General features: G+C 39.6%; 20 protein-coding genes. 4 read left to right on the forward strand and 16 right to left on the reverse strand.

All coding sequences use genetic code 11. The features are described from left to right. Positions 1-257 precede the first annotated feature (257 nt). Genes AB1498_09215 through AB1498_09225 form a run of 3 tightly spaced genes read left to right on the forward strand, consistent with a single transcriptional unit; the run spans position 258 to position 3809 of the window. Positions 258-1205 carry a response regulator gene (locus AB1498_09215; protein MEW6088469.1) on the forward strand — a complete coding sequence of 316 codons (948 nt, stop codon included), beginning with the start codon at positions 258-260 and terminating at the stop codon, positions 1203-1205. Positions 1206-1223: 18 nt separating this feature from the next. Then, positions 1224-2882 carry an ATP-binding protein gene (locus AB1498_09220; protein ID MEW6088470.1) on the forward strand — a complete coding sequence of 553 codons (1659 nt, stop codon included), beginning with the start codon at positions 1224-1226 and terminating at the stop codon, positions 2880-2882. 33 nt (positions 2883-2915) lie between these two features. Next, positions 2916-3809 carry a protoglobin domain-containing protein gene (locus AB1498_09225; GenBank protein ID MEW6088471.1) on the forward strand — a complete coding sequence of 298 codons (894 nt, stop codon included), beginning with the start codon at positions 2916-2918 and terminating at the stop codon, positions 3807-3809. Positions 3810-3815: 6 nt separating this feature from the next. On the opposite strand, the gene AB1498_09230 is transcribed toward AB1498_09225, so the two are convergent. From AB1498_09230 to ilvD, 16 genes are all read right to left on the reverse strand, one after another. Beyond that, positions 3816-4847, reverse strand: coding sequence for a radical SAM protein (locus tag AB1498_09230; GenBank protein MEW6088472.1), 1032 nt, complete (start codon positions 4845-4847; stop codon positions 3816-3818). Next, entirely contained in the window at positions 4844-5893 is a 1050-nt protein-coding gene (locus tag AB1498_09235) for a glycosyltransferase family 9 protein (protein MEW6088473.1), read from the reverse strand. Before AB1498_09235 ends, AB1498_09230 begins: the two co-directional genes overlap by 4 nt. Position 5894: 1 nt before the next feature. After that, positions 5895-6872 (reverse strand): hypothetical protein, encoded by a 978-nt coding sequence (locus AB1498_09240; protein ID MEW6088474.1) that lies wholly within the window; start codon positions 6870-6872, stop codon positions 5895-5897. 83 nt (positions 6873-6955) lie between these two features. Continuing rightward, complete coding sequence (locus AB1498_09245; GenBank protein ID MEW6088475.1) at positions 6956-7414, reverse strand: hypothetical protein; 459 nt, start codon at positions 7412-7414, stop codon at positions 6956-6958. A gap of 17 nt (positions 7415-7431) precedes the next feature. Further along, positions 7432-8685 carry an AAA family ATPase gene (locus AB1498_09250; GenBank protein MEW6088476.1) on the reverse strand — a complete coding sequence of 418 codons (1254 nt, stop codon included), beginning with the start codon at positions 8683-8685 and terminating at the stop codon, positions 7432-7434. A gap of 41 nt (positions 8686-8726) precedes the next feature. Continuing rightward, on the reverse strand, positions 8727-9731 hold the full coding sequence (locus AB1498_09255) for a glycosyltransferase family 9 protein (GenBank protein MEW6088477.1): 1005 nt from the start codon (positions 9729-9731) through the stop codon (positions 8727-8729). A 27-nt stretch (positions 9732-9758) separates the two neighbouring features. Next, on the reverse strand, positions 9759-10853 hold the full coding sequence (locus AB1498_09260; GenBank protein MEW6088478.1) for a glycosyltransferase family 1 protein: 1095 nt from the start codon (positions 10851-10853) through the stop codon (positions 9759-9761). Continuing rightward, entirely contained in the window at positions 10837-11868 is a 1032-nt protein-coding gene (waaF, locus tag AB1498_09265) for a lipopolysaccharide heptosyltransferase II (GenBank protein ID MEW6088479.1), read from the reverse strand. The genes AB1498_09260 and waaF overlap by 17 nt, the downstream gene beginning before the upstream one ends. Positions 11869-11872: 4 nt before the next feature. Further along, positions 11873-12031, reverse strand: a complete 159-nt coding sequence (locus AB1498_09270) for a hypothetical protein (protein ID MEW6088480.1) — start codon at positions 12029-12031, stop codon at positions 11873-11875. Positions 12032-12446: 415 nt separating this feature from the next. After that, entirely contained in the window at positions 12447-13973 is a 1527-nt protein-coding gene (locus AB1498_09275) for a 2-isopropylmalate synthase (GenBank protein ID MEW6088481.1), read from the reverse strand. A gap of 147 nt (positions 13974-14120) precedes the next feature. Further along, positions 14121-14927 (reverse strand): CDP-diacylglycerol--serine O-phosphatidyltransferase, encoded by an 807-nt coding sequence (gene pssA, locus AB1498_09280; GenBank protein ID MEW6088482.1) that lies wholly within the window; start codon positions 14925-14927, stop codon positions 14121-14123. 54 nt (positions 14928-14981) lie between these two features. After that, on the reverse strand, positions 14982-15656 hold the full coding sequence (locus AB1498_09285) for a phosphatidylserine decarboxylase family protein (protein MEW6088483.1): 675 nt from the start codon (positions 15654-15656) through the stop codon (positions 14982-14984). Beyond that, the gene (ilvC, locus tag AB1498_09290; GenBank protein ID MEW6088484.1) at positions 15641-16630 is read right to left on the reverse strand and encodes a ketol-acid reductoisomerase; all 990 of its coding nucleotides are present in this window, start codon (positions 16628-16630) and stop codon (positions 15641-15643) included. Before ilvC ends, AB1498_09285 begins: the two co-directional genes overlap by 16 nt. 90 nt (positions 16631-16720) lie before the next feature. Next, entirely contained in the window at positions 16721-18397 is a 1677-nt protein-coding gene (gene ilvB / locus AB1498_09295; GenBank protein ID MEW6088485.1) for a biosynthetic-type acetolactate synthase large subunit, read from the reverse strand. Beyond that, positions 18391-18903, reverse strand: coding sequence for an acetolactate synthase small subunit (gene ilvN / locus AB1498_09300; GenBank protein ID MEW6088486.1), 513 nt, complete (start codon positions 18901-18903; stop codon positions 18391-18393). Before ilvN ends, ilvB begins: the two co-directional genes overlap by 7 nt. Positions 18904-19022: 119 nt before the next feature. Next, positions 19023-20681 (reverse strand): dihydroxy-acid dehydratase, encoded by a 1659-nt coding sequence (gene ilvD / locus AB1498_09305; GenBank protein ID MEW6088487.1) that lies wholly within the window; start codon positions 20679-20681, stop codon positions 19023-19025. Between the two features lie 245 nt (positions 20682-20926). Between ilvD and AB1498_09310 the strand changes: the two genes are divergently transcribed. Continuing rightward, positions 20927-21199 carry an HU family DNA-binding protein gene (locus tag AB1498_09310; GenBank protein MEW6088488.1) on the forward strand — a complete coding sequence of 91 codons (273 nt, stop codon included), beginning with the start codon at positions 20927-20929 and terminating at the stop codon, positions 21197-21199. Positions 21200-21392: the final 193 nt, after the last annotated feature.

Below are 21392 nucleotides of genomic sequence, written 5' to 3' on the forward strand. Positions count from 1 at the left end.
TTTTATGCTTTTTTTTGTTTGTCGATGAAATTATGAAGAGCTAGAGGACAGGGGATAAGTCAACTTAGGAAACAACGTCCCTATCTTTCCGTCCTATCTTTCCTCCGGCAAATATCAGGGGGAGACCGCAAGCAATAAAATTATTTTTTTGCTATAGGAATAAGTATTTTTACTTGACCTACTTTCTTATAGGCGTCCCATAAGTGTTTGTAAAATTTCTCTAATCATAGCAAGAAAACCGTCCGATAAAGCAGTTCATGAGCAATATACATCAAACTAAAATCCTTGTCGTGGATGATGACCCCGATATAAGAGAAGCTATCAAGCTTACGCTGGATTCTATCGCTTATAACGTCATTGAAGCGGAAAACGGCACCAGGGCAATGGAATTGGTGATTGCTGAAGAACCTGACCTTGTTATTCTGGACCTGATGATGCCCGGTATAAGCGGCTTGGAAGTCTGTAAAAAATTAAAAGAAAGCGCCCTGACATCACATTTACCAATATTAATGCTCACGGCTAAAAACCAGGTGGATGATAAAATAAAAGGGCTGGCTATCGGTGCAGATGAATATCTGGCAAAACCGTTTGAACCGCTTGAATTGGAGGCGAGGGTCAAAGCACTTATCCGGCAGGTAAGAAGAGATTTATATGCGAACCCGATGACCAAACTGCCGGGAAACGTTGCTATTGAAAGAGAACTCCAGACTTTAATCGAAGTTAAAAAACAATTCGCGTTTGCTTACGTGGACATAGATAATTTTAAAGCTTATAATGACACTTACGGGTATGCTTCCGGAGATTCTATAATCAAACTCACGGCAAGGGCCATCATTGACAATGTTAAAAATTTCGGGAATCCCGATGATTTTGTCGGGCATATCGGCGGAGACGATTTTGTTTTCATCACAACACCTGACAAGATAGAAAATATCTGCCAGAAACTGATCCGGACATTTGATGAGTTAGCCCCTTTACAATATAACAGCGAAGACAGGAAAAACGGCTTTATCATTACAAAAGACCGCCAGGGTAATATAAGAAAATTCCCGCTTATAACAATTTCCATTGCAATTATTACAAATGAAAATCTTGATATTACCCATCATGTTCAGGTAAGTGAACGCGCCGCGGAATTAAAAAATCATTTAAAGACCCTCCAGGGGAGTAATTATCTTAAAGAACGGCGGCAAATTAAAGTTTAAATTTAAAGGAAGTGCGGGATGAAACTTAATATTGTCCAGAAATTAACAGTCGGGTTCCTGGCTGTAGTATTTATTACAAGCATCGTCGGAAGTATTGCTTACTACAGCCTTTCAATTGTTAATAACCAACTGGCAAATAATTTAAAAGAAGAAAAGCTTTTATTAAAAGAAAACAGAGACCTAACCCCCGATATCCAGCATAAAATTATTTTACAATCGGAATACGCGATGAAAACCGCTGATAACGCAAAAACCATTTTATTCTGGTTTATCATTTTGAGCCTTATAATAAGTATTATTATTTCGTTTTACCTGGCAAATAAACTTACTGACCCAATTATAATTTTGACCAAAAAAGCGTTTGAAATAGGCAAAGGAGAATACGGGAAAGAAATACATATTGAATCAAAAGACGAAATCGGTGAATTGGCCAATACCTTCAACATTATGTCAAAACTTGTAAAACTAAGAGAAAATGAACTTCATTCTGCAAATCAAACTCTTCAAAAACAAAATAAAGAACTGGAAATATTAAGTAATGCCAAAAGCGAATTTGTCTCCATGGTTTCACATGAATTACGTACACCCCTGACAGCTATCAAAGCACATATTTCGCTTTTAAAAAGCGGCAAAATGGGCGAATTAAACAACACCCAGATTCACAGCCTGGATGTCGCGGACAAAAAAACCGACTTTTTAAATAATCTTATCGGTGATCTTCTTGATTTGGCAAGGATTGAATCCAAAAAATACGGGTTAAAACCGCAAAATACTGATTTATACGAACTTGTTAATGTCACACACGCGACATTAGAACCTCTTCTGCAAAAGAAAAATATGAAATTCAATATTAAGCTAAACCCTGACATCCCGGCTTTATATTTGGACCAGGATAAAATTATTCAGGTACTGACAAACTTAATCGGGAATTCCATTAAATATACGCCCGCGGACGGAGAAATTACCCTTTCCGCGAGAAAAATCAGCCCGCAATTCGTAGAGATCTCCGTTAGTGATAACGGTATCGGTATATCTAACGATGATATCGGCAGGGTATTCGACCAGTTTTACAGGGTAAACACAAGCAAAGAATACCAGGGAACAGGCCTTGGACTATCAATTGTGAAAAAAATTATAGAGCTTCACGGATGTTCCATATGGGTCGAAAGCGAGCTGGGTAAAGGCAGTAAATTTTATTTCACACTGCCCATAAGCCAGACAGTGCCTCCTGTTGAAGAAAAACCTGAAACCCTGGTACTGCAGCTACCCAAAAAAGGAAAAACTGAAAAAATACCTTTAAAAACCGGTGATAGAAGAACAATAATGGTTGTTGATGACGATCAGGAATTAAGGGACATTACTAAAAGTATACTTGAATTCGAAAAAAAATGGGAGATTATTACCGCGAATAACGGACAAGAAGCGGTGGAAAAAGCAGTCAAAGAACAAATCGACCTTATACTTCTGGATTTACGCATGCCTAAATTAGACGGATTCGGGGTCATCCAAACCTTAAAAAACAATCCGAAAACCAAAGACATTTCTATTATAATCCTTTCCGCGTCAGGCCAAAAACAGGAAAGAGAGAAAGGATTCAATATGGGAATCGAAGATTATATCGCAAAGCCGTACCAGCCTGATTTTTTAATCAATAAAGTCAAGGAATTTTTAAATTGAAATTATTTCTATCCATGATATAATTTATCAATTATGAATAATATCTCTCAAATTGAACAACATTACCGTTTTTCAAGCCAGGACCGCGAGAACCTGCAGCGCCTCCGGCCAATTATGGAGCAGCACAAAAATCAGCTTATTGACCGTTTCTACAATACCCTGCTTCAATCTGAAGAATTATCCAAATTCTTGCCAAATGAAGAATTGATTGCAAGGCATAAAAAATCTCTCAGTACATGGTTCATGGATTTATTTAACGGCGACTATGACACCCACTATTTGCAAAACATCCAGCGGATAGGATATGTGCATGTAAAAATAGGCCTTGACGCGCATTTTATGAACTCTTCAATGTATCTTATCAGGGAATTTTGCATTGAAATAATTGATAAGCACATTAAAAAATCTGAAGAGCATTTGGAATTAATCAAATCAATGGAAAAAATATTGGATATAAATTTAGAAATCATGTTTTCTTCCTATCGCCGCGAAGAACTTAATAAAGTTTTTTTGTCCTACCGGTTAGAACACAGCCTTATACGATTGGCTGAACGTTTCAGCTATGGGTTGAACCTCACCCTCATACTTGCCCTAATGGGTCTTTCAATAGGAATAATGGGTCTTTTGTCCATAGATATCTGGAAATTAGTTTTTGGGAAAATGGAACACGGGATAATTAATGTATTAGGCACACTACTTATGTTATGGGTTATGATCGAACTCATGGATACCGAAATTGAACACTTAAAAAAGGGAAAGTTTTCAATTACAATATTTGTGGAAGTGGCCCTCGTGGCTTTTATCCGTGACGCACTTGTGGCATCGCTTGAACACGGGGATATTTTAAAACAGGTATTTTTAGTGTCTACCATACTCGCCCTGGGATTAGTATACTGGCTTATTTCCAAAGCTGACGAAAAAAAGTAATTTATGTCAGCAAAACTTCCTGCCCTTCAAGTACCGCCAGCTCCTTAAAAAGTCACAAATATTACACAAGGGAATTTTATTTCTTTGTCTCCCGATCGCAGTATTTCTTATATTTTCTATCTTCCCGCCCTGCCAGACTTCTTTAATGCTGTTTTCGTTCAAATCGCCCAAAATGACCTTCCCCAGCATGTCCTTACAACATAGATGGACCTTGCCGTCATAATTGACCTGTAATGTCGTGAATAAGCGGATACACGGAACATTCAGTTTTTCCTTGATAAACCTGTGCGGTGGTTTTTTGTGTAATCCGATTTTATCAAATAATTTATTTTTATCAATTGAGCCTGCCCAGTTTTGCATCGCAGTTCCCTGCATAAACCTTAAATGAATATTTCTGGTTTTATTTTTCAACAGGTGAAAATTTTTAGATTTATTTATCTCCTTCCGGGACATCAGCGTTTTTACCTGTACTTCGAATAAATTATGGTTTTTAAGTTTAGCTAAATCAATAAAATCAAGGACATTATTAAACACCACATTGAAATCTTTCCCCTTCACCTTAAAATATAAGTCCGGTTCAACCTCGTCCAAGCTGATTGTAATCGCGGCTTTATTTTCAATAAGCTTTGCCGCAATTTCTTTATTCAACGCATAGCCATTAGTAAACAAGGAAATCGGCAATGTGCTGTTTATTTTCCGGATATAGTCTATCCTGTCAGTAAAATTTTTGTCAACAAAAGGTTCCCCGAATTCCCCGAACAATATCCGCTTATTGAACTGCCTGTAGTCATAAATAAATTCATTCACGATTTTTTCATAGAGTTCCCTGCCCATTACCCCTTTGCTCTTTATATGTTTATTAGGGCACCAGATACATTTCAGATTGCAGAGATTCGTGGTTGTCAGCGCTAATTCCTGCGGAAACCTGCTGAATATTTTGGCCAGCGGCAGTATTTTTGAATCAAATATTCTGTTTTCAAATATATATTGACGTAAAGACCAGATACAATAATCTATCGCCTCACTTGGAATAATCATATATTAATCATTTCCCCCACTGTTTTTTCCACTTCATCAACCTCAATCAATTTCATACAGCTCATATCCTTGCAATCATCGACTTTGCCGCATCCCGCGCAAGAAACATTTTTATAAATCGCTTTATGTGATTCAGATACGGGGTTCCAGACAGGGGCCTCACTGGGTTCACATAAACCAATGGTAGGCGTCCCGACAGCCTGCGCGATATGTTTACTTCCGTTAAAATTAGTAACTAGGAGCCGGCATCTTTCAAGAATCGCTGCCGATTCTTTTATTGAGCTTTTAAAAGATATTACCGGTTTTGTTTTCATCATATTTACAATTGAATTTACATAATCTTCCTCTCCCGGTCCTAAAATAAAAATAACCTTTTTATCCGAATTAATCAGCCGGTCACCAAGCTCCGCAAATTTTTCGGGAAACCACCTTCTTTTTTTTCTTCTGCTCGTCGGGCTGAATGCAATAAGTCCGTCAATCCTGCCTGCCGCGCCGCGGGAACTATTTATACCCTTTTCTTTTAAAAAACATTCAACCTTATTTTTTGCCTCCTGAGGTATAAAAATATCTAATTTTTCACTTACAGGTTCAATCCCGATTTGCCTGAGCAAATCAAATTTCACCTGGACCACATACCGCTCGTTGGCATTCAGGGGGACGCGAATATTATAAAAATACTGCCTCAGGGGATAATCAAATCCAACCCTGTGTTTCGCACCGCTTATAAAAGCAATCAGGCTGCTCCGCGGGTTCCCGTAAAAATCGATCGTCAAATCAAACATGTTATCATGGATTTTTTTAAGGAATTTAACATATTTTTTAAAATCTTTCTTTTCGTCTTCTTCAAGTAAAATAATATTATCCAAAAAAGGATTCCCGCTTAATACTTCATAGAAGGGTCCCTCGGTTAAAAATGTAATCTCCGCGTCTTTATAATATTCTCTAACTGCTTTTATTGAAGGTGTGCACAGCAAAATGTCTCCAATCCTGCGCAGATGTATCAAAAGTATCTTTTTTATGTTTTTTGCCGATATTTTATTTTGCACCTTAATTGTTCCTGGCAGCCAGGTGATTCACTTTTTCAAAAATGTTCCTGGCTATATCATCACTTATTTCATTATGGTTTATTATATCATCGCAGAATTTCTTCATTATGCCGGGCTTTTGATATTTTGCTCCTATTAAAATGCCATATGTAAGCATATTCCTCTTTTTCCTTGACGCATTAAATTTCTCTAAAAATTCATTGCTTAAACTGCAAAGATCATCCGTTATAAATACCAGGTCGGCATCGTTAAAATCGGGCCTTTTTCTGAAAGATAACGCGGTACTTAGCGGCGTCTCAAAATCAGTGCCGCCGCCAATAAATGTTACAGCATATTCAAAAAGCCCTTCTAAAAAATTCAATTTTATTATTTCTTTATTTGCTTTATGTATCTCGACTTCCTCTTTATTAAAAATATAAGTCTGCACTTTGCCCCTTCTCCCGAATAAAATACCTATATAATTCCTGTTTTCCACCCTGGCTATCTCTAAAAGTCCCATGGCGATTGCCTTTGCTGAAATTTCCTGTTTGCCGCACATGGATAAGCTTGTATCTATGCATACAATAATACTTCCTTGCTTTTTATTTTTTTGAGTCGGCTCTTTAAATTCATATTGAAGTATCCTTTTGTTGATTAAGCGCTGGTAAAAATCATACTGGAAACTGGGATGAGACAAATAATTCATTTCTATCGGGTGCATTTTTAATAAATCGTCACCCATAATTACATTATACACTTCTGAAGACAATTCATAGATTTTAGCATAATGTGAAAACAGGGCAAGGTGGCGCATGTGCCCGATTATTTTGGCAAGTTCCTGTAAACGAGTGCTTTTTTTGATTTTTTCCGCAAGTTCAATTTTTCTGCTGTAATGCAGTTTTTCAATCGAATTAGTTTCCAAATTCCAGCCGCTGCAGATTCTTACTGTGTTTTTTATATTATTTATGTCTTTAACAATTTTATTTGTTTCCCGGGACACCGATTTGGAAACCTTATTGCTTAATACTTTAATTGCTCTTTCTTTTCTCCCTTTTTTACTGAATAAATTTTTTATAAACGAAATTATGCTAAAAAAAAACCAGTATTTCTTTTCTCTAATGAATTCCTGATTACTTCCCTGTTTAAATCCGTATTTTTTTTATGAAAATATTTTATATTTCTTTTCCTGCTGCGCAGGGATTTTAATAATTTATCAACATACATTTCTGTCGCCCACAGGGCAGTCGATCTGCTGAAATTTGTTTTTTCTTTTATTGTCTCATACGATGGGTCTAGAATCAGCCCGTTCATTATTGTCAGGTTTATAAAATATTTTGGGTCAATTTCCTCTATCGTTTTTACTTTCGGGTTTATCATATATAAACTGCAAAATATGTCACAGACGAGGTTAGAAAAACCGGGCAGTAATTTTGCGCCCTCCTTTTCTTTTTCCTCTAAAAACTTTGATATCTGCCGCAGTTTATAATATATTTTCCGCAATTCGTCATCGCTGTTTATTGTGTATAAATATTCAATTGCCACGATTTTCCTTTTTATTATTATTCACTTAAATTTTTTTCACCCCAAAATTCCCTGTACGCCGTTGCTGAAAATTTTGACAGCAATTTCTGCGGCATGACTTCCATTTTTTTTATATATGTCTCAATTATATTTTTCCCCGCGTTGTTACTGCAATTTTCAAAAAGTTCCCTTGGCTCAAATAACAAATTGTTAAGGTCTTTTTCAATGCCCTTCAACTTATTCCTTAATATTTCAAATTCCTTAAAATCCTTGACATGGCCTATGTCCTTCTGCAAATGTATTTCAATTGACCTGACTGTGTCGTTGTATATTTTGCTCGCCTGTTTATAAATCTCGGCGACCCGCATTACTTCCTTGCTTCCTATTGATTTGTAAATTATTTTTTGAATATTTTCCTTTTCCATCTGGTTTTTGGTCTGCCAGTATATATTTTCCAGTATGCATAAATCGTCGGGCTCTACCTCCTCAAAATGATGGTTTAAATAAGCGTATGCTTTTATTGCTTTTACGGATTCCTTATATCTCCTGTCTGACGGCTGAATGTTATGGTTTGTTTTCAAATCTGAACGGATATTATTGATAATCTTGTAAATAATCGGCGGGATTTTTATCTTAACGACTTCTTCCTGGAAACCGCATAAATCGTCAAGTGTTATTGTGGTTTGAGGCTTGAGGACTTCATTTGATATCATTGAGACAAATGGTGAATTTTCGTTATTATTTATTGAAAGATAATCCACCATGTATCTTAAAAGAAACCTGTCGTTTAAGCCCATAAGTTCTTCCTGGTCTTTCCCGGGAAGCTCGTTGCTCGCACCTATAAGGGTAATCAGGGGGGAATCAATTTCCTCGCCGGGATTAATCGTGCATTTACGTTCATGTATCAGCCTGAGAAGCGCGTTAAGTGTGACCGCGCTGCATTTAAATATCTCATCAAGAAACGCGATATGGGCCTGGGGCAGTTTTTTTTCAGACCTGTTTACAAACCTAATGAGTTTTCCTTTCTGGTCCATTTCCTCTTCAACCATCACTTCGCTTACCAGTAAATCTTTATCAGTCGTGAATTTTGTCAACAGATGGAAAAAATACTTGGCCCCTTTAATACTTGTGCATAGTGTTTCTACCAGGTTTGTTTTCGCGGTTCCCGGCGGGCCTACAAGAAGAAGATGCTGTTTTGCCAACAGAGCTGTTAAGGCCCCGTCAACGACCTCACCGCGTTCTTTAAAATAATCTTTCAATTCCGCCCTGAGTTTCTGAAATTGTTCATACATTATCATTTTGAATCCTTTCAAACATCATTTAAAGGGGTTTTTCACAGGATTTCAGATATTTTATCGTAAACGCTTTTAACAGTTATTCTTTCCATACAATTATAATACAAACATTTGGCTTTGTGGCATTTAAATTTTTTTTTGCAAATCACCCCCGGCTCAAAAACAATATGCCCTTCGCCATAGGGGCCCCAGCGTTTTTTGCTCTGCACTTTTATCGGCGAGAATATGGAAATTGTCCTGGTTTTTACCGCGCAAGCCAAATGAAGAATTCCTGTGCTTGGGCAAAATAATAAATCTGCCTCTGATATTAAGCCGGCAAAAAGAGATAAATCTACTGCTTCATCCAAGACGAGAGGTTTTTCCTCCATTATTTTCATCAAATTACAAATTATTTCTTTCTCCCCGGGACCGTGGCTGAATAGTAATTTAACGCGTTTCTCCTTTATTAATTTATCCGTCAGCTCCGCGTAATATCTCAACGGCCAGTTTAAAGCTGAATCTTTCATGCCGGGATGGATAATGATAAATTTTTCATTTTTTGAAATATTATTTTTAGATTTCCAATCCAAGGCAAATCTCTTCGCACCCGGTGAAACTGCATAAGCAAGGTTAACCTGTTCCGGTCCAATCCCCAGCGGTACTACTAAATCCAGGTTATATTCTGCTTCATGTTTTAACACGCGGGAACGGTGCTGGAAAACAGGGCGGTTTAAAAATAACGGGACAAACCATTTATTTGCGGGGCCGATCCGGACAGGAATATTCGCCATAAATATTTTCTTGCAGACATCAAAGCAGGGAAATAAAACAATGGCCGCTTCAAATTTTCTCTTTTTTAATTCGGAAACCAGATTTTTGTCTTCTATAAAAATCATTTCATTTATATCAGGGTTGTCTTTCAACACAACCGAGGCATATCTGCTTGTTAAAAAGGAAATAAAAGAACCCGGGTATTTTTTACGCAAAAGGCTGGTGACAGGTGTCGATAATAAGACATCACCAATATGATCTGTGCGGCAAACTAAAATATTTTTATAATCCATAAAATTTTAAGACAGTTATATCACCTATCACAATTCCTCATAAATTTTAAAAGTTTCCCGCGCTGCTTTTTCCCATGAAAACATCTGCGCCCTGTTTAAACCTTTTTCCTTCAAATTTTTCCTTAAATTATCATCCTCCGCCAGGACAAATAAATTCCTTGCGATATCAGAAACATCCTCCGGATCAACCAGACAGCCCGCGCTCGCGACAACTTCCGGCATTGAGGCCGTATTTGATACGATTACCGGTGTCCCGCATGCCATCGCTTCAATTACAGGCAAGCCAAATCCTTCATATAATGAGGGAAACACTAGTGCTTTTGCACCGCAGTATAAAGACACTAATTCTTCATTTTTAATGTAACCTGTCAGCTTTACACGTTCATCCAAACCTAATTTTATAATCTCGTCCAATATTTCTTCATTCCCATAGGATAAATTCCCGGCCAATATCAAATCGATTGTTTTATTTTTATCCGAAAATATTTTAAATGCTTTTATTATTCTTGAAATATTTTTTCTCAGGGTAATCGCTCCCACATACAAATAATAATCCCTTTTTATGGCATATTTCTCTTTCGCGGAGTTTATACTGCTTTCACTTTGTGGTTTAAACATTTTTCTAACACCGGGATATACCACGCGTATATTTTCTCCCGGGTAAGAAAAATGTTTAATTATCTCTCTCTTTGTAAATTCCGACACGGTTATAACCAAATCAGCCTGTTTTCTGTCCAGCATTTTTTCATAGCGTTTTTTCATCATATCCTTAAAATGTCCCGATGAATAATTACCTTCCAAAACCACCGAACCGATGTCATGTATGGTAACTATTTTTTTGCACCTGTAAAACCCCGGGAGCCTGTCCGCTAAACCATGAAAAATATCAATTTTTAACTGAAAAATAAAGTTAAACGGTTCCTGAATTATTTTTGTTTTTATGTTGTCCTGGTGTATTTTTAAAATACGCGCCCTGTTTTTTAAATGAGCAAAACGGTAACATAAATAATACAAATTTTCTTTGTCTATTCTTGCGAGATTGGAAACAATATTTATAATGTAATTTCCCACACCGGTCCAATTCCCACCCGCTATCGGAGAAACATCAAGGCCTATTTTCATCAAACAGCCTCCTGAAAGCTTTGAATACATCTTCTGTGGTAATTTCTCTCATGCATTTAAAATGGATTTTTGGGCATTTCCTGTGGCCGTGCCGCCCGCAGGGACGACACTTGAGATCTTTCTCGACAACCGCGAAACGCGGGCTATACGGTCCAAATCCAAAGCCTGTGATTGTCGGGCCAAATATGGCAACAGCCGGGACATGAAAAGCCGACGCCAAATGCAGCGGCGCGGTATCGTTTGCGACAAAATACCGGCATTTTGAAATCGCCGACGCTGACTCCCCGATTGATAATTTCCCGGCGGCAATAACCAAATTATTTCCTGTCATATCATTTATCTCTTCCGCCAAATCTTTATCTTCCGACCCGCCGAAAATAATTATTTTTGCGCCAAAATCATCAATCAATCTGTTTATAAGTTCAGCATACCTTTCTTTTAACCATCGTTTTGTTGCCCAGACCGAACCAGGGGCAACACCTATTAAACAGTCTTTTCCTGTTATCCCTTTTTCCTTTACAAATCTATCAGCTTTTTTTATATCTTCTGTATCAAGAAAAATTGGTATTTTTTTATCTTCAGCTTTTTCTTCAATCAAATCAAGGTTTCTTTCCGCTTCATGCTTGTCCCATGAATATTTAACGGCCCTCGTTAAAAACATCTTTCCCGCGCTTCTGTCAAAACCAATACGATCGGGTATTCCCGCGTAATAAACGAGCATCGCTGAACGGACAGACCTGTGGGGCAAAACAGCAAGGTCATATTTTTGGGTTTTAATTTTTCCAGCCAGTTTTAGAAAATTCTTAAGTCCTTTATCTTTCCCGTTCTTGTCATAAACAATAATTTCGCTGATATACGGGTTCGCTTTTACTAAATCATACGCCTTTGGCGTAATCAAAAATGAAATTTTGCTTCCATTATATTTATTATAAACTTTCTCAATCAATGGAAGCGTTAAAATCACGTCACCGATAAAAGCGGTTTGTATGATAATAATTCTTTTATGTTTTCCCATTATTTTATTTCTTATTTTTTTCAGCCGCTTCCATATTTTCAGCCCTTCTATCCCAGCCTGTCACTCTCCGGTCCCAGATCCTGCGTATTTCTTCTTCATTTTTTAATTTCCTCCTGTCCTTAACAATTTTTCTCCTGTCAGCCATGTTTTCTTTTTCTTTCATACAGCCTCCAAATTTTATCTAAAGTATTTTTACTTACCCGCCGATTAACTATAAAAAAGGCGTTCTGTGCAGAACACGCTTTCCCTCCGCTTACACAGGACGCCTTTTTTATTTTTTAAACATATTTTTATCACCTGCATTCTAGTGCTCTGTTCAATTAATTTCAGATAAATAGCAGAGGCTATTTTGCCCTGATTCAAGGTGCGAGGAGCGAGACATACCCTCTGCGGTATGTCCGCGACGAGCAACGCAGAAGCAGGGCAAAAGAGCCCTGCCCTTCGGGAATGCCCATCTTTGGCCAATTTCTGCGTCACTCCTCCTCGATGTATCGCAGTGGATACACCTTTCGTCGTCCTTCCTTGAAATTGTCTCAAATCTGGGCATTCTATTTATCTTAAATTAATTGAACAGAGCACTAGCTTTTTGAATTCTCCTTTAATAAAATATACTTATTAATTGCGTTCAGATACGCTCTCGCGCTCGCCTCGATAATGTCCGTGCTCACGCCCCGGCCGATAATTCTTTTCCCTTCAATCTCAAGATGAATGGTGACTTCCCCCTGGGAATCAAGCCCCGAAGTGATTGAACTTACATTATAAACCAAGAGTTTTGTCTTAATGCCAGTGGCCCTGCTGATCGCGTTGCAAACAGCATCGACCTGGCCATCGCCTGAAGCTTGAGCTTCCAGAATTTTTTCTTCCTTTTTTAATTTTATTGAAGCATGCGGCACAGTCCCTGTGCCGCTCGATGTCTCCATAAATTCGATCGTGAAAGTTTCCTTCTGGGAAACCCTTTTTTCATCCTGTGCGATAGCCTCAATATCATTCTCAGAAATTTCGACTTTTTTGTCAGCCAGATCCTTGAAGCGGAGAAACGCCCTTTCCAAACCTTCCTCATCAAGAAAATAACCGAGTTCTTCAAGGTGCTTCCGGAACGCGTGCCTGCCCGACGTCTTTCCAAGAATCAGTTTGCTTTCTTTCAAACCTATCTTCCGCGGGTTCATAATTTCAAAAGTAGTCCTCTCTTTTATCACCCCGTCCTGGTGAATACCGGATGTATGCGCGAAGGCATTCAACCCGACAACAGCTTTATTCGGCTGGACCTGGTAGCCTGTCAGGCGGCTTATCAACTGGCTCGTTTTCATTATTTCGGTTGTTTTTATCCCTGTTGCCGCGTTTAAAAGGTCTTTGCGCGTGTCGATAATCATTACAACCTCTTCCATTGAAGTATTACCGGCCCGTTCGCCGATGCCGTTAACCGTGCATTCAACCTGGGTCACGCCGTTTTTTATCGCCGCGATTGAATTTGCCACCGAAAGCCCGAGATCATTATGGCAATGCACACTCCATATGACCTTGCCGCTCCCTTTGGTATTTTTAATTATTTTTGAAATAAAATCTCCGAATTCCCACGGGAGCGAATATCCAACTGTGTCCGGAATATTTATTGTCCCGGCCCCGTTTTCAATCGCTATACTTACAAGCTCATAAATAAAATTTATGTCCGCCCTTGTCGCGTCCATGGGCGAAAATTCAACATCCGGGCAAACACTTCTCGCAAGTTTTACAGCGTCTTCAGTCATTTGTAAAACTTCCCTGTGTGTTTTTTTAAGCTGGTGTTTAATCTGGATATTTGAGCTATTGATAAAAGTGTGGATCCTCGGCCTTTTACAATTTCGCAAAGCCTCAGCCGCCCGTTCTATATCTTTTTTTACCGCGCGCGAAAGGCCGCAGATAACAGGGCCTTCAACCTCTTCAGCAATGGTTTTTACCGCCTTGAAATCGCCTTCCGATGTTACAGGGAACCCGGCTTCAATAACATCAACACCCAGGCGCGCCAATTGGACGGCTATTTCCAATTTATCCTGGATATTCAGGCTTATTCCCGGCGACTGCTCGCCGTCCCGAAGAGTTGTATCAAAAATTATTATATTATTTTTCATAATGTTCCTTTTTAGGTTATAAAGTAAATCTGCAGACACTTTATAACTTCCAATTTTATTATTTTAAAACTATTTTTATCTTTTTAAAACAGCTTTTGGTTCTAATTGATCCTTGTTTACCCCGCCCATCCAAGAGAACCCTTTATTTTAAACAGGAGATGAAGGACGATTTTTTGTTGCCACATCGATAAAACCTCTGGTCTCATTTTTAGGATGAGCGGGGTTTACCCCTCTAACGGGTAATGCCGTTTTAACAGGGAAAAGGACAGGGGACAACAAACCGGAAATCAAATATAACAAGGATAATATAAATAAAAACATCTGGGGATTAAGGACAACAATGTAAAATCCTATCACCGCGATTACCAGGAGATTAAACGGTTTTTTCCTTTTTAAATCCAATTCTTTAAAACCAAAATACCTTAAATTGCTTACCATTAAAAATGATATCAAAATCATCATTATAGGAAGGATTATTTTATGCCCGGACCAATTATAACGGATGGCAATCAAAACATAAGATATTACTACCGTTGCGGCAGACGGAATCGGCAGTCCTGTGAAAAAATTCTTCTCAGCTTTATCCGTCAAAACATTAAACCTGGCGAGCCGCAAGGCCCCACCCGCGACAAAAAGAAACGCGACCATCCACCCTATCTTGCCGTATGCGCGAAGTATGTATAAATAAATTAAAAGGGCGGGCGCCATTCCAAAAGAGGCCAAATCCGACAGGGAATCGAATTCCACGCCAAACCTGCTGTGTGAATTTGTCATACGGGCTATCCTGCCGTCCATCCCGTCAAAAAATGCCGCAAGGATTATATAATATGCCGCCATTTCAAATTTTCCGTCAAGAGAACAGATTATTGATAAAAATCCGGAAAAAAGATTCCCCAGTGTAAATAAATTCGGGATAATGTAAATTCCCTTTCCTGTATTATTCTTTTTTTCCATTATACCCCCTTATACTTAGAAGCGGTTTAAACAGTTTAAACGGTTTGAACTATCTCAACCGACTACCCCTAAAATACTTTCTCCCGCCCTGACTTTATCCCCAATTTTTACTTTAATTTGAGTATTTATCGGACAAAAAACATCCATCCGCGACCCAAATTTCATAAGTCCTATACGCTCCCCGGCACTGACATTATCTTCCATGCCCAGCCAGAATACCACTCTGCGGGCGATTAATCCTGTAATCTGGTAAACCAGAAGATTAAATCTTTTTCCCTCAATTCCAATAATATTTTTCTCGTTTTTATCGGTTGCCTCTTTTTTGCTCGCTATTAGAAATTTACCTTTCTGGTATTCAAAATACTTTATTTTGCCGCTTACCGGCGAACGGTTAATGTGGACATTAAAGATAGAAAGAAAAATACTAACCTTTAAAGAATCTGTTTTTAAAAATTTATCTTCTTTTACTTTTTCTATCTCTATAACCGTCCCGTCAGCCGGTGATAATATTAAATTATCACCCTCCGGTGAAACCCTGTCAGGGTCCCTGAAAAAAAACAAAACAAAACCCGCGAAAAACACAAAAATAAAACCCGGTATTTTCAGATTCAGGTAAAATGCGATAATCGCCCCAAATATAAAATAAAACGCTATCTGGATGCCTTCTTTGGCAACAGGTAATTTTCTTGAAAAATCAGTTTGTCCCGCGCCCATTATTTCTTTTTCCAAACCATCATCTTACGGAGTTCAGCCCCGACTTTTTCGATAAGGTGTTCTTTATCTTTTTTCAAAAGCGCGTTAAACACCGGGCGGTTAACTTTATTTTCAAGCATCCATTCCTTCGCGAACTGCCCGCTTTGAATCTCGGACAGAATCTTTTTCATCTCTTTTTTAGTCTCTTCCGTAACAATCCTCGGCCCGCGTGTTACATCGCCGTATTTCGCGGTATTGCTGATTGCGCCTCTCATATATGAAATCCCGCCTTCATTAATCAAATCGGTTATTAATTTGACCTCATGCAGGCACTCAAAATAAGCCATTTCAGGCGCATAGCCTGCCTCAACCAATGTTTCAAAACCAGCCATAATCAGAGAACTAATTCCGCCGCATAAAACAGACTGCTCGCCAAACAAATCTGTCTCTGTCTCCTCGCGGAAATTTGTTTCAATTACGCCAGCCCTTGTACCGCCTATTCCCTTGGCATAAGCGAGCGCTATATCTTTTGCTTTCCCGGAAGCATCCTGGTGGATGGCTATAAGACATGGCACACCCTTTCCTTCAAGATATACGCTTCTCACAAGTTTCCCCGGGCCTTTTGGAGCAATCATTATCACGTCTGTATCCACCGGCGGAACAATCTGTCCGAAATGTATATTAAAACCGTGCGCAAACGCCAGCGCCGCGTTCTTTTTTAAATTAGGTTTAATTGATTCTTTATAAACATCTCCCTGTATCTCGTCGGGAATCAGGATCATTACAATATCAGCGGATTTTACGGCGTCTTCAACAGGCAAAACCGCGAGCCCGTCCGCCTTCGCCTGTTTGGCCTTTTCGCTTGCAGGACGCAAACCGACAACTACGTCCAAACCGCTGTCTTTTAAATTCTGCGCGTGCGCGTGCCCCTGGGCACCATAACCTATTACAGTAATTTTTTTGCCCTTGAGAATTTTCAGATCCGCATCTTTTTCATAATAAACCTTCATGTTTGTTCTTCCTCCATTTTACTTAACTTACTTTTTTATTATTTAATTTGTAAACTGCGCGCTGACAACTATCAACTAAGAGACTCTTAATCATGCCAGTTCAATCATGTCCGTTATCGCCGCGCCAGCAGGGACCATCGGGAAAACATTTTCCTCCTGCGCGACATGAAAATCGATTATTGTAGGCCTGTCATTAATTTTCATTGCCTCTTTCAGCGCAGGGACAACCTCTTCCTGTTTTGTAACCAAAATCCCGTGAGCTCCGTAAGCTTTAGCTAAAGCAACAAAATTCGGATTTCCCGCAAGGCATGTATTTGAATAACGTTTATTAAAAAATAACTCCTGCCACTGCCTGACCATGCCAAGATAAAAATTGTTTAATATCGCGATTTTAACAGGCAATTTTGAACAAACCGCTGTCCCCAGTTCCTGGATATTCATCTGGATACTCCCGTCTCCCGCGATATCAAAAACTGTTTTACCCGGGTTCGCCGCCTGGGCGCCAATCGCCGCCGGGAAACCGTAGCCCATTGTCCCAAGGCCGCCTGAACTGAGAAATCTCCTGGGTTTATCAAATTTATAATACTGCGCGGCCCACATCTGGTTCTGGCCGACTTCGGTTGTAATAATCGCGTCACCCTTTGTTATTTCATAAATTTTCTCAATAACAAACTGCGGTTTAAGTTTTCCCTTTTCATTTTTATAGGCAAGAGGATGATGTTTTTTCCAATTTTCAATTTTCTTTGCCCAATCAGAATGGGTTTTTGTTTTTATCTCTTTATGTAATGACTGGAGGACCTGTTTAATATCACCGACAATAGGGATATCGGCCTTCCTGCGCTTCCCGATTTCCGCCGGGTCGATATCTATATGTATGACCTTTGCGTTTGGGGCAAACGCGGATAGTTTCCCCGTAACGCGGTCATCAAATCTCGCTCCGATGGCAATCAGCAAATCGCTTTCCGTAACCGCGTAATTAGCGGCGCGCGTCCCATGCATTCCGAGCATCCCCATTGATAATTCATGTGTCCCGGGAAAACCGCCTAATCCCATTAACGTCATAGTAACAGGCGCTTCTATTTTTTCAGCAAAAATTTTTAATTCTTCATCCGCACCGGAAATTATGATACCGCCTCCGGCATAAATCACAGGGCGCTCGGCTTTGCTGATAGCTTCAGCCGCGAGCTTTATCTGCCTTGGATTTCCCTTGAACGTCGGGTTGTAACTCGGTATGTTTATTTCTTTCGGATAGCCGGCATATTCCATCTTTGCCACTTGCACATTTTTGGGAATATCTATAAGAACCGGACCGGGACGTCCTGTTTGCGCGATATAAAACGCTTCTTTTATGATTCCCGGCAGGTCCTCGATTTTTTTCACTAAATAATTATATTTGGTAATAGGTATGGTAATCCCGAAAATATCCGCTTCCTGGAAACTGTCATTTCCCAAAAGGTCGGTACCAACCTGGCCTGTAATCGCGACTATAGGAATTGAATCCATATACGCGGTTGCGATGCCTGTAACTAAATTTGTCGCGCCCGGCCCTGATGTAGCCACACATACTCCTATCTTACCCGTTGAACGCGCGTAACCATCCGCCGCGTGGGCCGCGCCTTGTTCATGCCGGACAAGGATGTGTCTGATTTTCGAATCGTAAATAACATCATAAACGGGTAAAATTGCCCCGCCCGGAAATCCAAAAATTACTTCCACACCTTCTTTTTCCAAGGCGTCCAATAAAATTTCTGATCCTGATTTCAGCATGTTGTTCCTCCCTTGCTATTCCTTACCGCGTCCTTGCCTCTCGCGATCGCCACTTTTCCCGTCCGGGCGATTTCTTTTATGCCAAATGGATTAAGAAGCTCAATAATCGCCTGTATTTTTCCCTCATCACCGGTAACTTCAATAGTCACCGTTTTCACACTGACATCTACAATTTTCGCCCGGAATATATCAGTAATTTCAATAATCTGGGATCTTTTATCTCCTTCCGCCTGCACCTTGATTAAAACCAATTCCCTGTCAACAAAAGGCTGGTCGGTTAAATCCACGACTTTGATTACATCTATTAATTTATTAAGCTGTTTAGTCACCTGCTCAATAATTTTGTCGTCGCCGATTGTTACAATTGTCATACGCGAAACTGTTTTATCATCCGTTTCGCCTACTGTTAAGCTATCTATATTATATCCCCTCGCGCTGAAAAGCCCCGCGATGTGAGATAAAACACCGGGTTTATTTCTTACCAATAATGAGATAGTGTGCCGCATATCAATCTCCTATTTAATTCAAAAATCAAAATGAAAAAGGCAAAATTTTGGTACTCTGTATTTTATTAATGTCACAAAGTGACACTTAAATTTTGAATTTTGAATTTTAAATTTTGCATTTATTTTAATACCGCCCCTTTACTTCCCGAGGCAACCATTTTTGCATACCTGCTTAAATATCCTGTTTTAACACCAGGGCCTTTTGGTTCAAAACCGCTGAACCTGTCCTTAATTTCTTCATTCGTTATACGCGCATTTAATTTTCTCGCTGGAATATCTATATCTATTATATCGCCTTCTTTAAGAATTGCCAATGGTCCGCCTGAAGCGGCTTCAGGTGAAATGTGCCCTATGCATGCGCCTCTCGTCCCGCCTGAAAAACGGCCGTCGGTCAAAAGCGCGACACTTTCTCCCAGTCCCATACCCATAACGGCGGACGTCGGTGTAAGCATTTCGCGCATCCCGGGGCCTCCTTTCGGCCCTTCGTTGCGTATGATAACACAATCCCCTGGTTTTATTTTCTTCCCAAAAATCGCTTTTACCGCGGATTCCTCTGATTCAAAAACCCTAGCCTTTCCCGTAAATTTGAGCATCTTTGAAGAAACAGCCGCTTCCTTCACTACCGCTCCTTCAGGGGCTATGTTCCCAAAAAGCACCGCGAGCCCGCCTGTTTTATGATACGGGTTATTTAACGGCCTTATTACTTCATTATCTATTATTTCCGCGCTTTTTATATTCTCTTTCACCTTAACACCTGTCACCGTAATTTCATCAAGATTGATTAAATTCTTCCTTGTCAGTTCTTTCATCAAAGCCGGTATCCCGCCGGCCATGTCTAAATCTTCCAGGTGATATTTACCCCCCGGCGACATACTGCAAAGGTGCGGGGTCTTACCGCTTATTTTGTTAAACTCATTCAATGACAAATCAATACCCACTTCTCTCGCGATTGCGGGAAGGTGTAATGCCGTATTGCTCGACCCGCCGAACGCCATATCAACCACCATCGCGTTCCTGAACGCCCCGGGCGTCATAATTTTCCGCGGCGTAATATTTTTCTTTATTAATTCCAATATCTTTATACCGGCTTGTTTCGCTAATCTTATACGCCTGCTGTCAACCGCGGGAACTGTTCCGTTTCCCGGCAGGGCCATTCCCATGGCCTCGCTTAAACAATTCATAGAATTGGCCGTGAAAAGACCGGCGCATGAACCAGGCCCCGGACACGCGGTATCCTCCCATGCCAATAATTCTTTTTCGCTCATTTGATTCAGCCTGACTTTCCCGACAGCTTCAAAAGTGCTTATTAAATCCAGACACCTGCCTTTGTAATTGCCCGCGAGCATCGGCCCGCCGCTTATATAAACCGCGGGAATATTCAACCTTCCCGCCGCCATGAGCATCCCGGGAATTATCTTGTCGCAATTTCCGACCATAACGAGCCCGTCAAACGGATGCGCCGAGCACATAATTTCTATGGAATCCGCGATTATTTCACGGCTTGGCAGTGAATACTTCATTCCATCGTGATTCATTGTAATTCCATCACACACGCCGATAACCCCGAATTCCATAGGTGTTCCTCCCGCCATTCTTATCCCCGCCTTGACCGCGTCCGCAATCTGTCTTAAATGGATATGTCCCGGTATGATTTCATTGGCTGAATTTGCCACCGCGATCAAAGGCCCGCGAATTTCAGAATCCGTATATCCCATCGCCTTAAAAAGCGACCGGTGAGGCAGCCTGTCGATACCTTTTTTCATCATGTCACTGCGCATAGATTTACCTTTCTATATTCAGGAAACTTTTTTGAAATTAAATATTTATTATAATCCTCTTTCATTTTTCTGTCAAATAAATATATTCTCGCTTTATTTAAAAAGCAATTTTTATTTTTTTTACTTGACACTTCTTAATAATATGCTACACTTTTTAAGGTTTTATCAATTAATATACACCTTTACATACGTAAAGGGCCATGATAAATTTTAATTTTTGTTTTGAAAGGGGGTGAAACAAATATATGACAAAAGCTGATATCGTCAATAAAATTTCTGACAGTGTAGGGCTCAGCAAAAAAGATGCTACTTCAGCAGTCGACGCAGTGATTGAAGCTATTACAAAGGCTTTATCCAAAGGTGAAAGTGTTCAGTTAGTAGGTTTCGGGTCATTTAACGTCCGCAAAAGAGCAGCAAGGAGAGGCCGCAATCCTCAAACCGGCGCTAGCATAAAAATAGCAGCGAGAAAGGTCCCTTCTTTCAAAGCCGGAAAAGCATTAAAAGACGCAGTAAACTGATTTTTATAGAAGAGTATCCTGATTTTCTTTTTAGAAAATAAGGATACTCTTTTTTTTATTTCTTTTCCAGAACTTTGACACCTCGAAAATAAATTTCTTTATTTGATAAGTAATTAGCTGATTTCAGGCAGACGTAGGCACTACGTTTTCTTTTAGGGAAGAAATAATTTTGGGCGGGATTGCGCAGCCTGTT

Source organism: bacterium, from assembly GCA_040754625.1.
Lineage (GTDB): Bacteria > JACRDZ01 > JAQUKH01 > JAQUKH01 > JAQUKH01 > JAQUKH01.

Excerpts from the sequence above, each read along its gene's own strand:
- AB1498_09215 (MEW6088469.1), top strand. The coding sequence starts at position 258 with ATGAGCAATATACATCAAACTAAAATCCTTGTCGTGGATGATGACCCC.
- AB1498_09220 (MEW6088470.1), top strand. The coding sequence starts at position 1,224 with ATGAAACTTAATATTGTCCAGAAATTAACAGTCGGGTTCCTGGCTGTA.
- AB1498_09225 (MEW6088471.1), top strand. The coding sequence starts at position 2,916 with ATGAATAATATCTCTCAAATTGAACAACATTACCGTTTTTCAAGCCAG.
- AB1498_09230 (MEW6088472.1), bottom strand. The coding sequence starts at position 4,847 with ATGATTATTCCAAGTGAGGCGATAGATTATTGTATCTGGTCTTTACGT.
- AB1498_09250 (MEW6088476.1), bottom strand. The coding sequence starts at position 8,685 with ATGTATGAACAATTTCAGAAACTCAGGGCGGAATTGAAAGATTATTTT.
- AB1498_09255 (MEW6088477.1), bottom strand. The coding sequence starts at position 9,731 with ATGGATTATAAAAATATTTTAGTTTGCCGCACAGATCATATTGGTGAT.
- AB1498_09260 (MEW6088478.1), bottom strand. The coding sequence starts at position 10,853 with ATGAAAATAGGCCTTGATGTTTCTCCGATAGCGGGTGGGAATTGGACC.
- waaF (MEW6088479.1), bottom strand. The coding sequence starts at position 11,868 with ATGGGAAAACATAAAAGAATTATTATCATACAAACCGCTTTTATCGGT.
- AB1498_09270 (MEW6088480.1), bottom strand. The coding sequence starts at position 12,031 with ATGAAAGAAAAAGAAAACATGGCTGACAGGAGAAAAATTGTTAAGGAC.
- AB1498_09275 (MEW6088481.1), bottom strand. The coding sequence starts at position 13,973 with ATGAAAAATAATATAATAATTTTTGATACAACTCTTCGGGACGGCGAG.
- pssA (MEW6088482.1), bottom strand. The coding sequence starts at position 14,927 with ATGGAAAAAAAGAATAATACAGGAAAGGGAATTTACATTATCCCGAAT.
- ilvC (MEW6088484.1), bottom strand. The coding sequence starts at position 16,630 with ATGAAGGTTTATTATGAAAAAGATGCGGATCTGAAAATTCTCAAGGGC.
- ilvB (MEW6088485.1), bottom strand. The coding sequence starts at position 18,397 with ATGCTGAAATCAGGATCAGAAATTTTATTGGACGCCTTGGAAAAAGAA.
- ilvN (MEW6088486.1), bottom strand. The coding sequence starts at position 18,903 with ATGCGGCACACTATCTCATTATTGGTAAGAAATAAACCCGGTGTTTTA.
- ilvD (MEW6088487.1), bottom strand. The coding sequence starts at position 20,681 with ATGCGCAGTGACATGATGAAAAAAGGTATCGACAGGCTGCCTCACCGG.
- AB1498_09310 (MEW6088488.1), top strand. The coding sequence starts at position 20,927 with ATGACAAAAGCTGATATCGTCAATAAAATTTCTGACAGTGTAGGGCTC.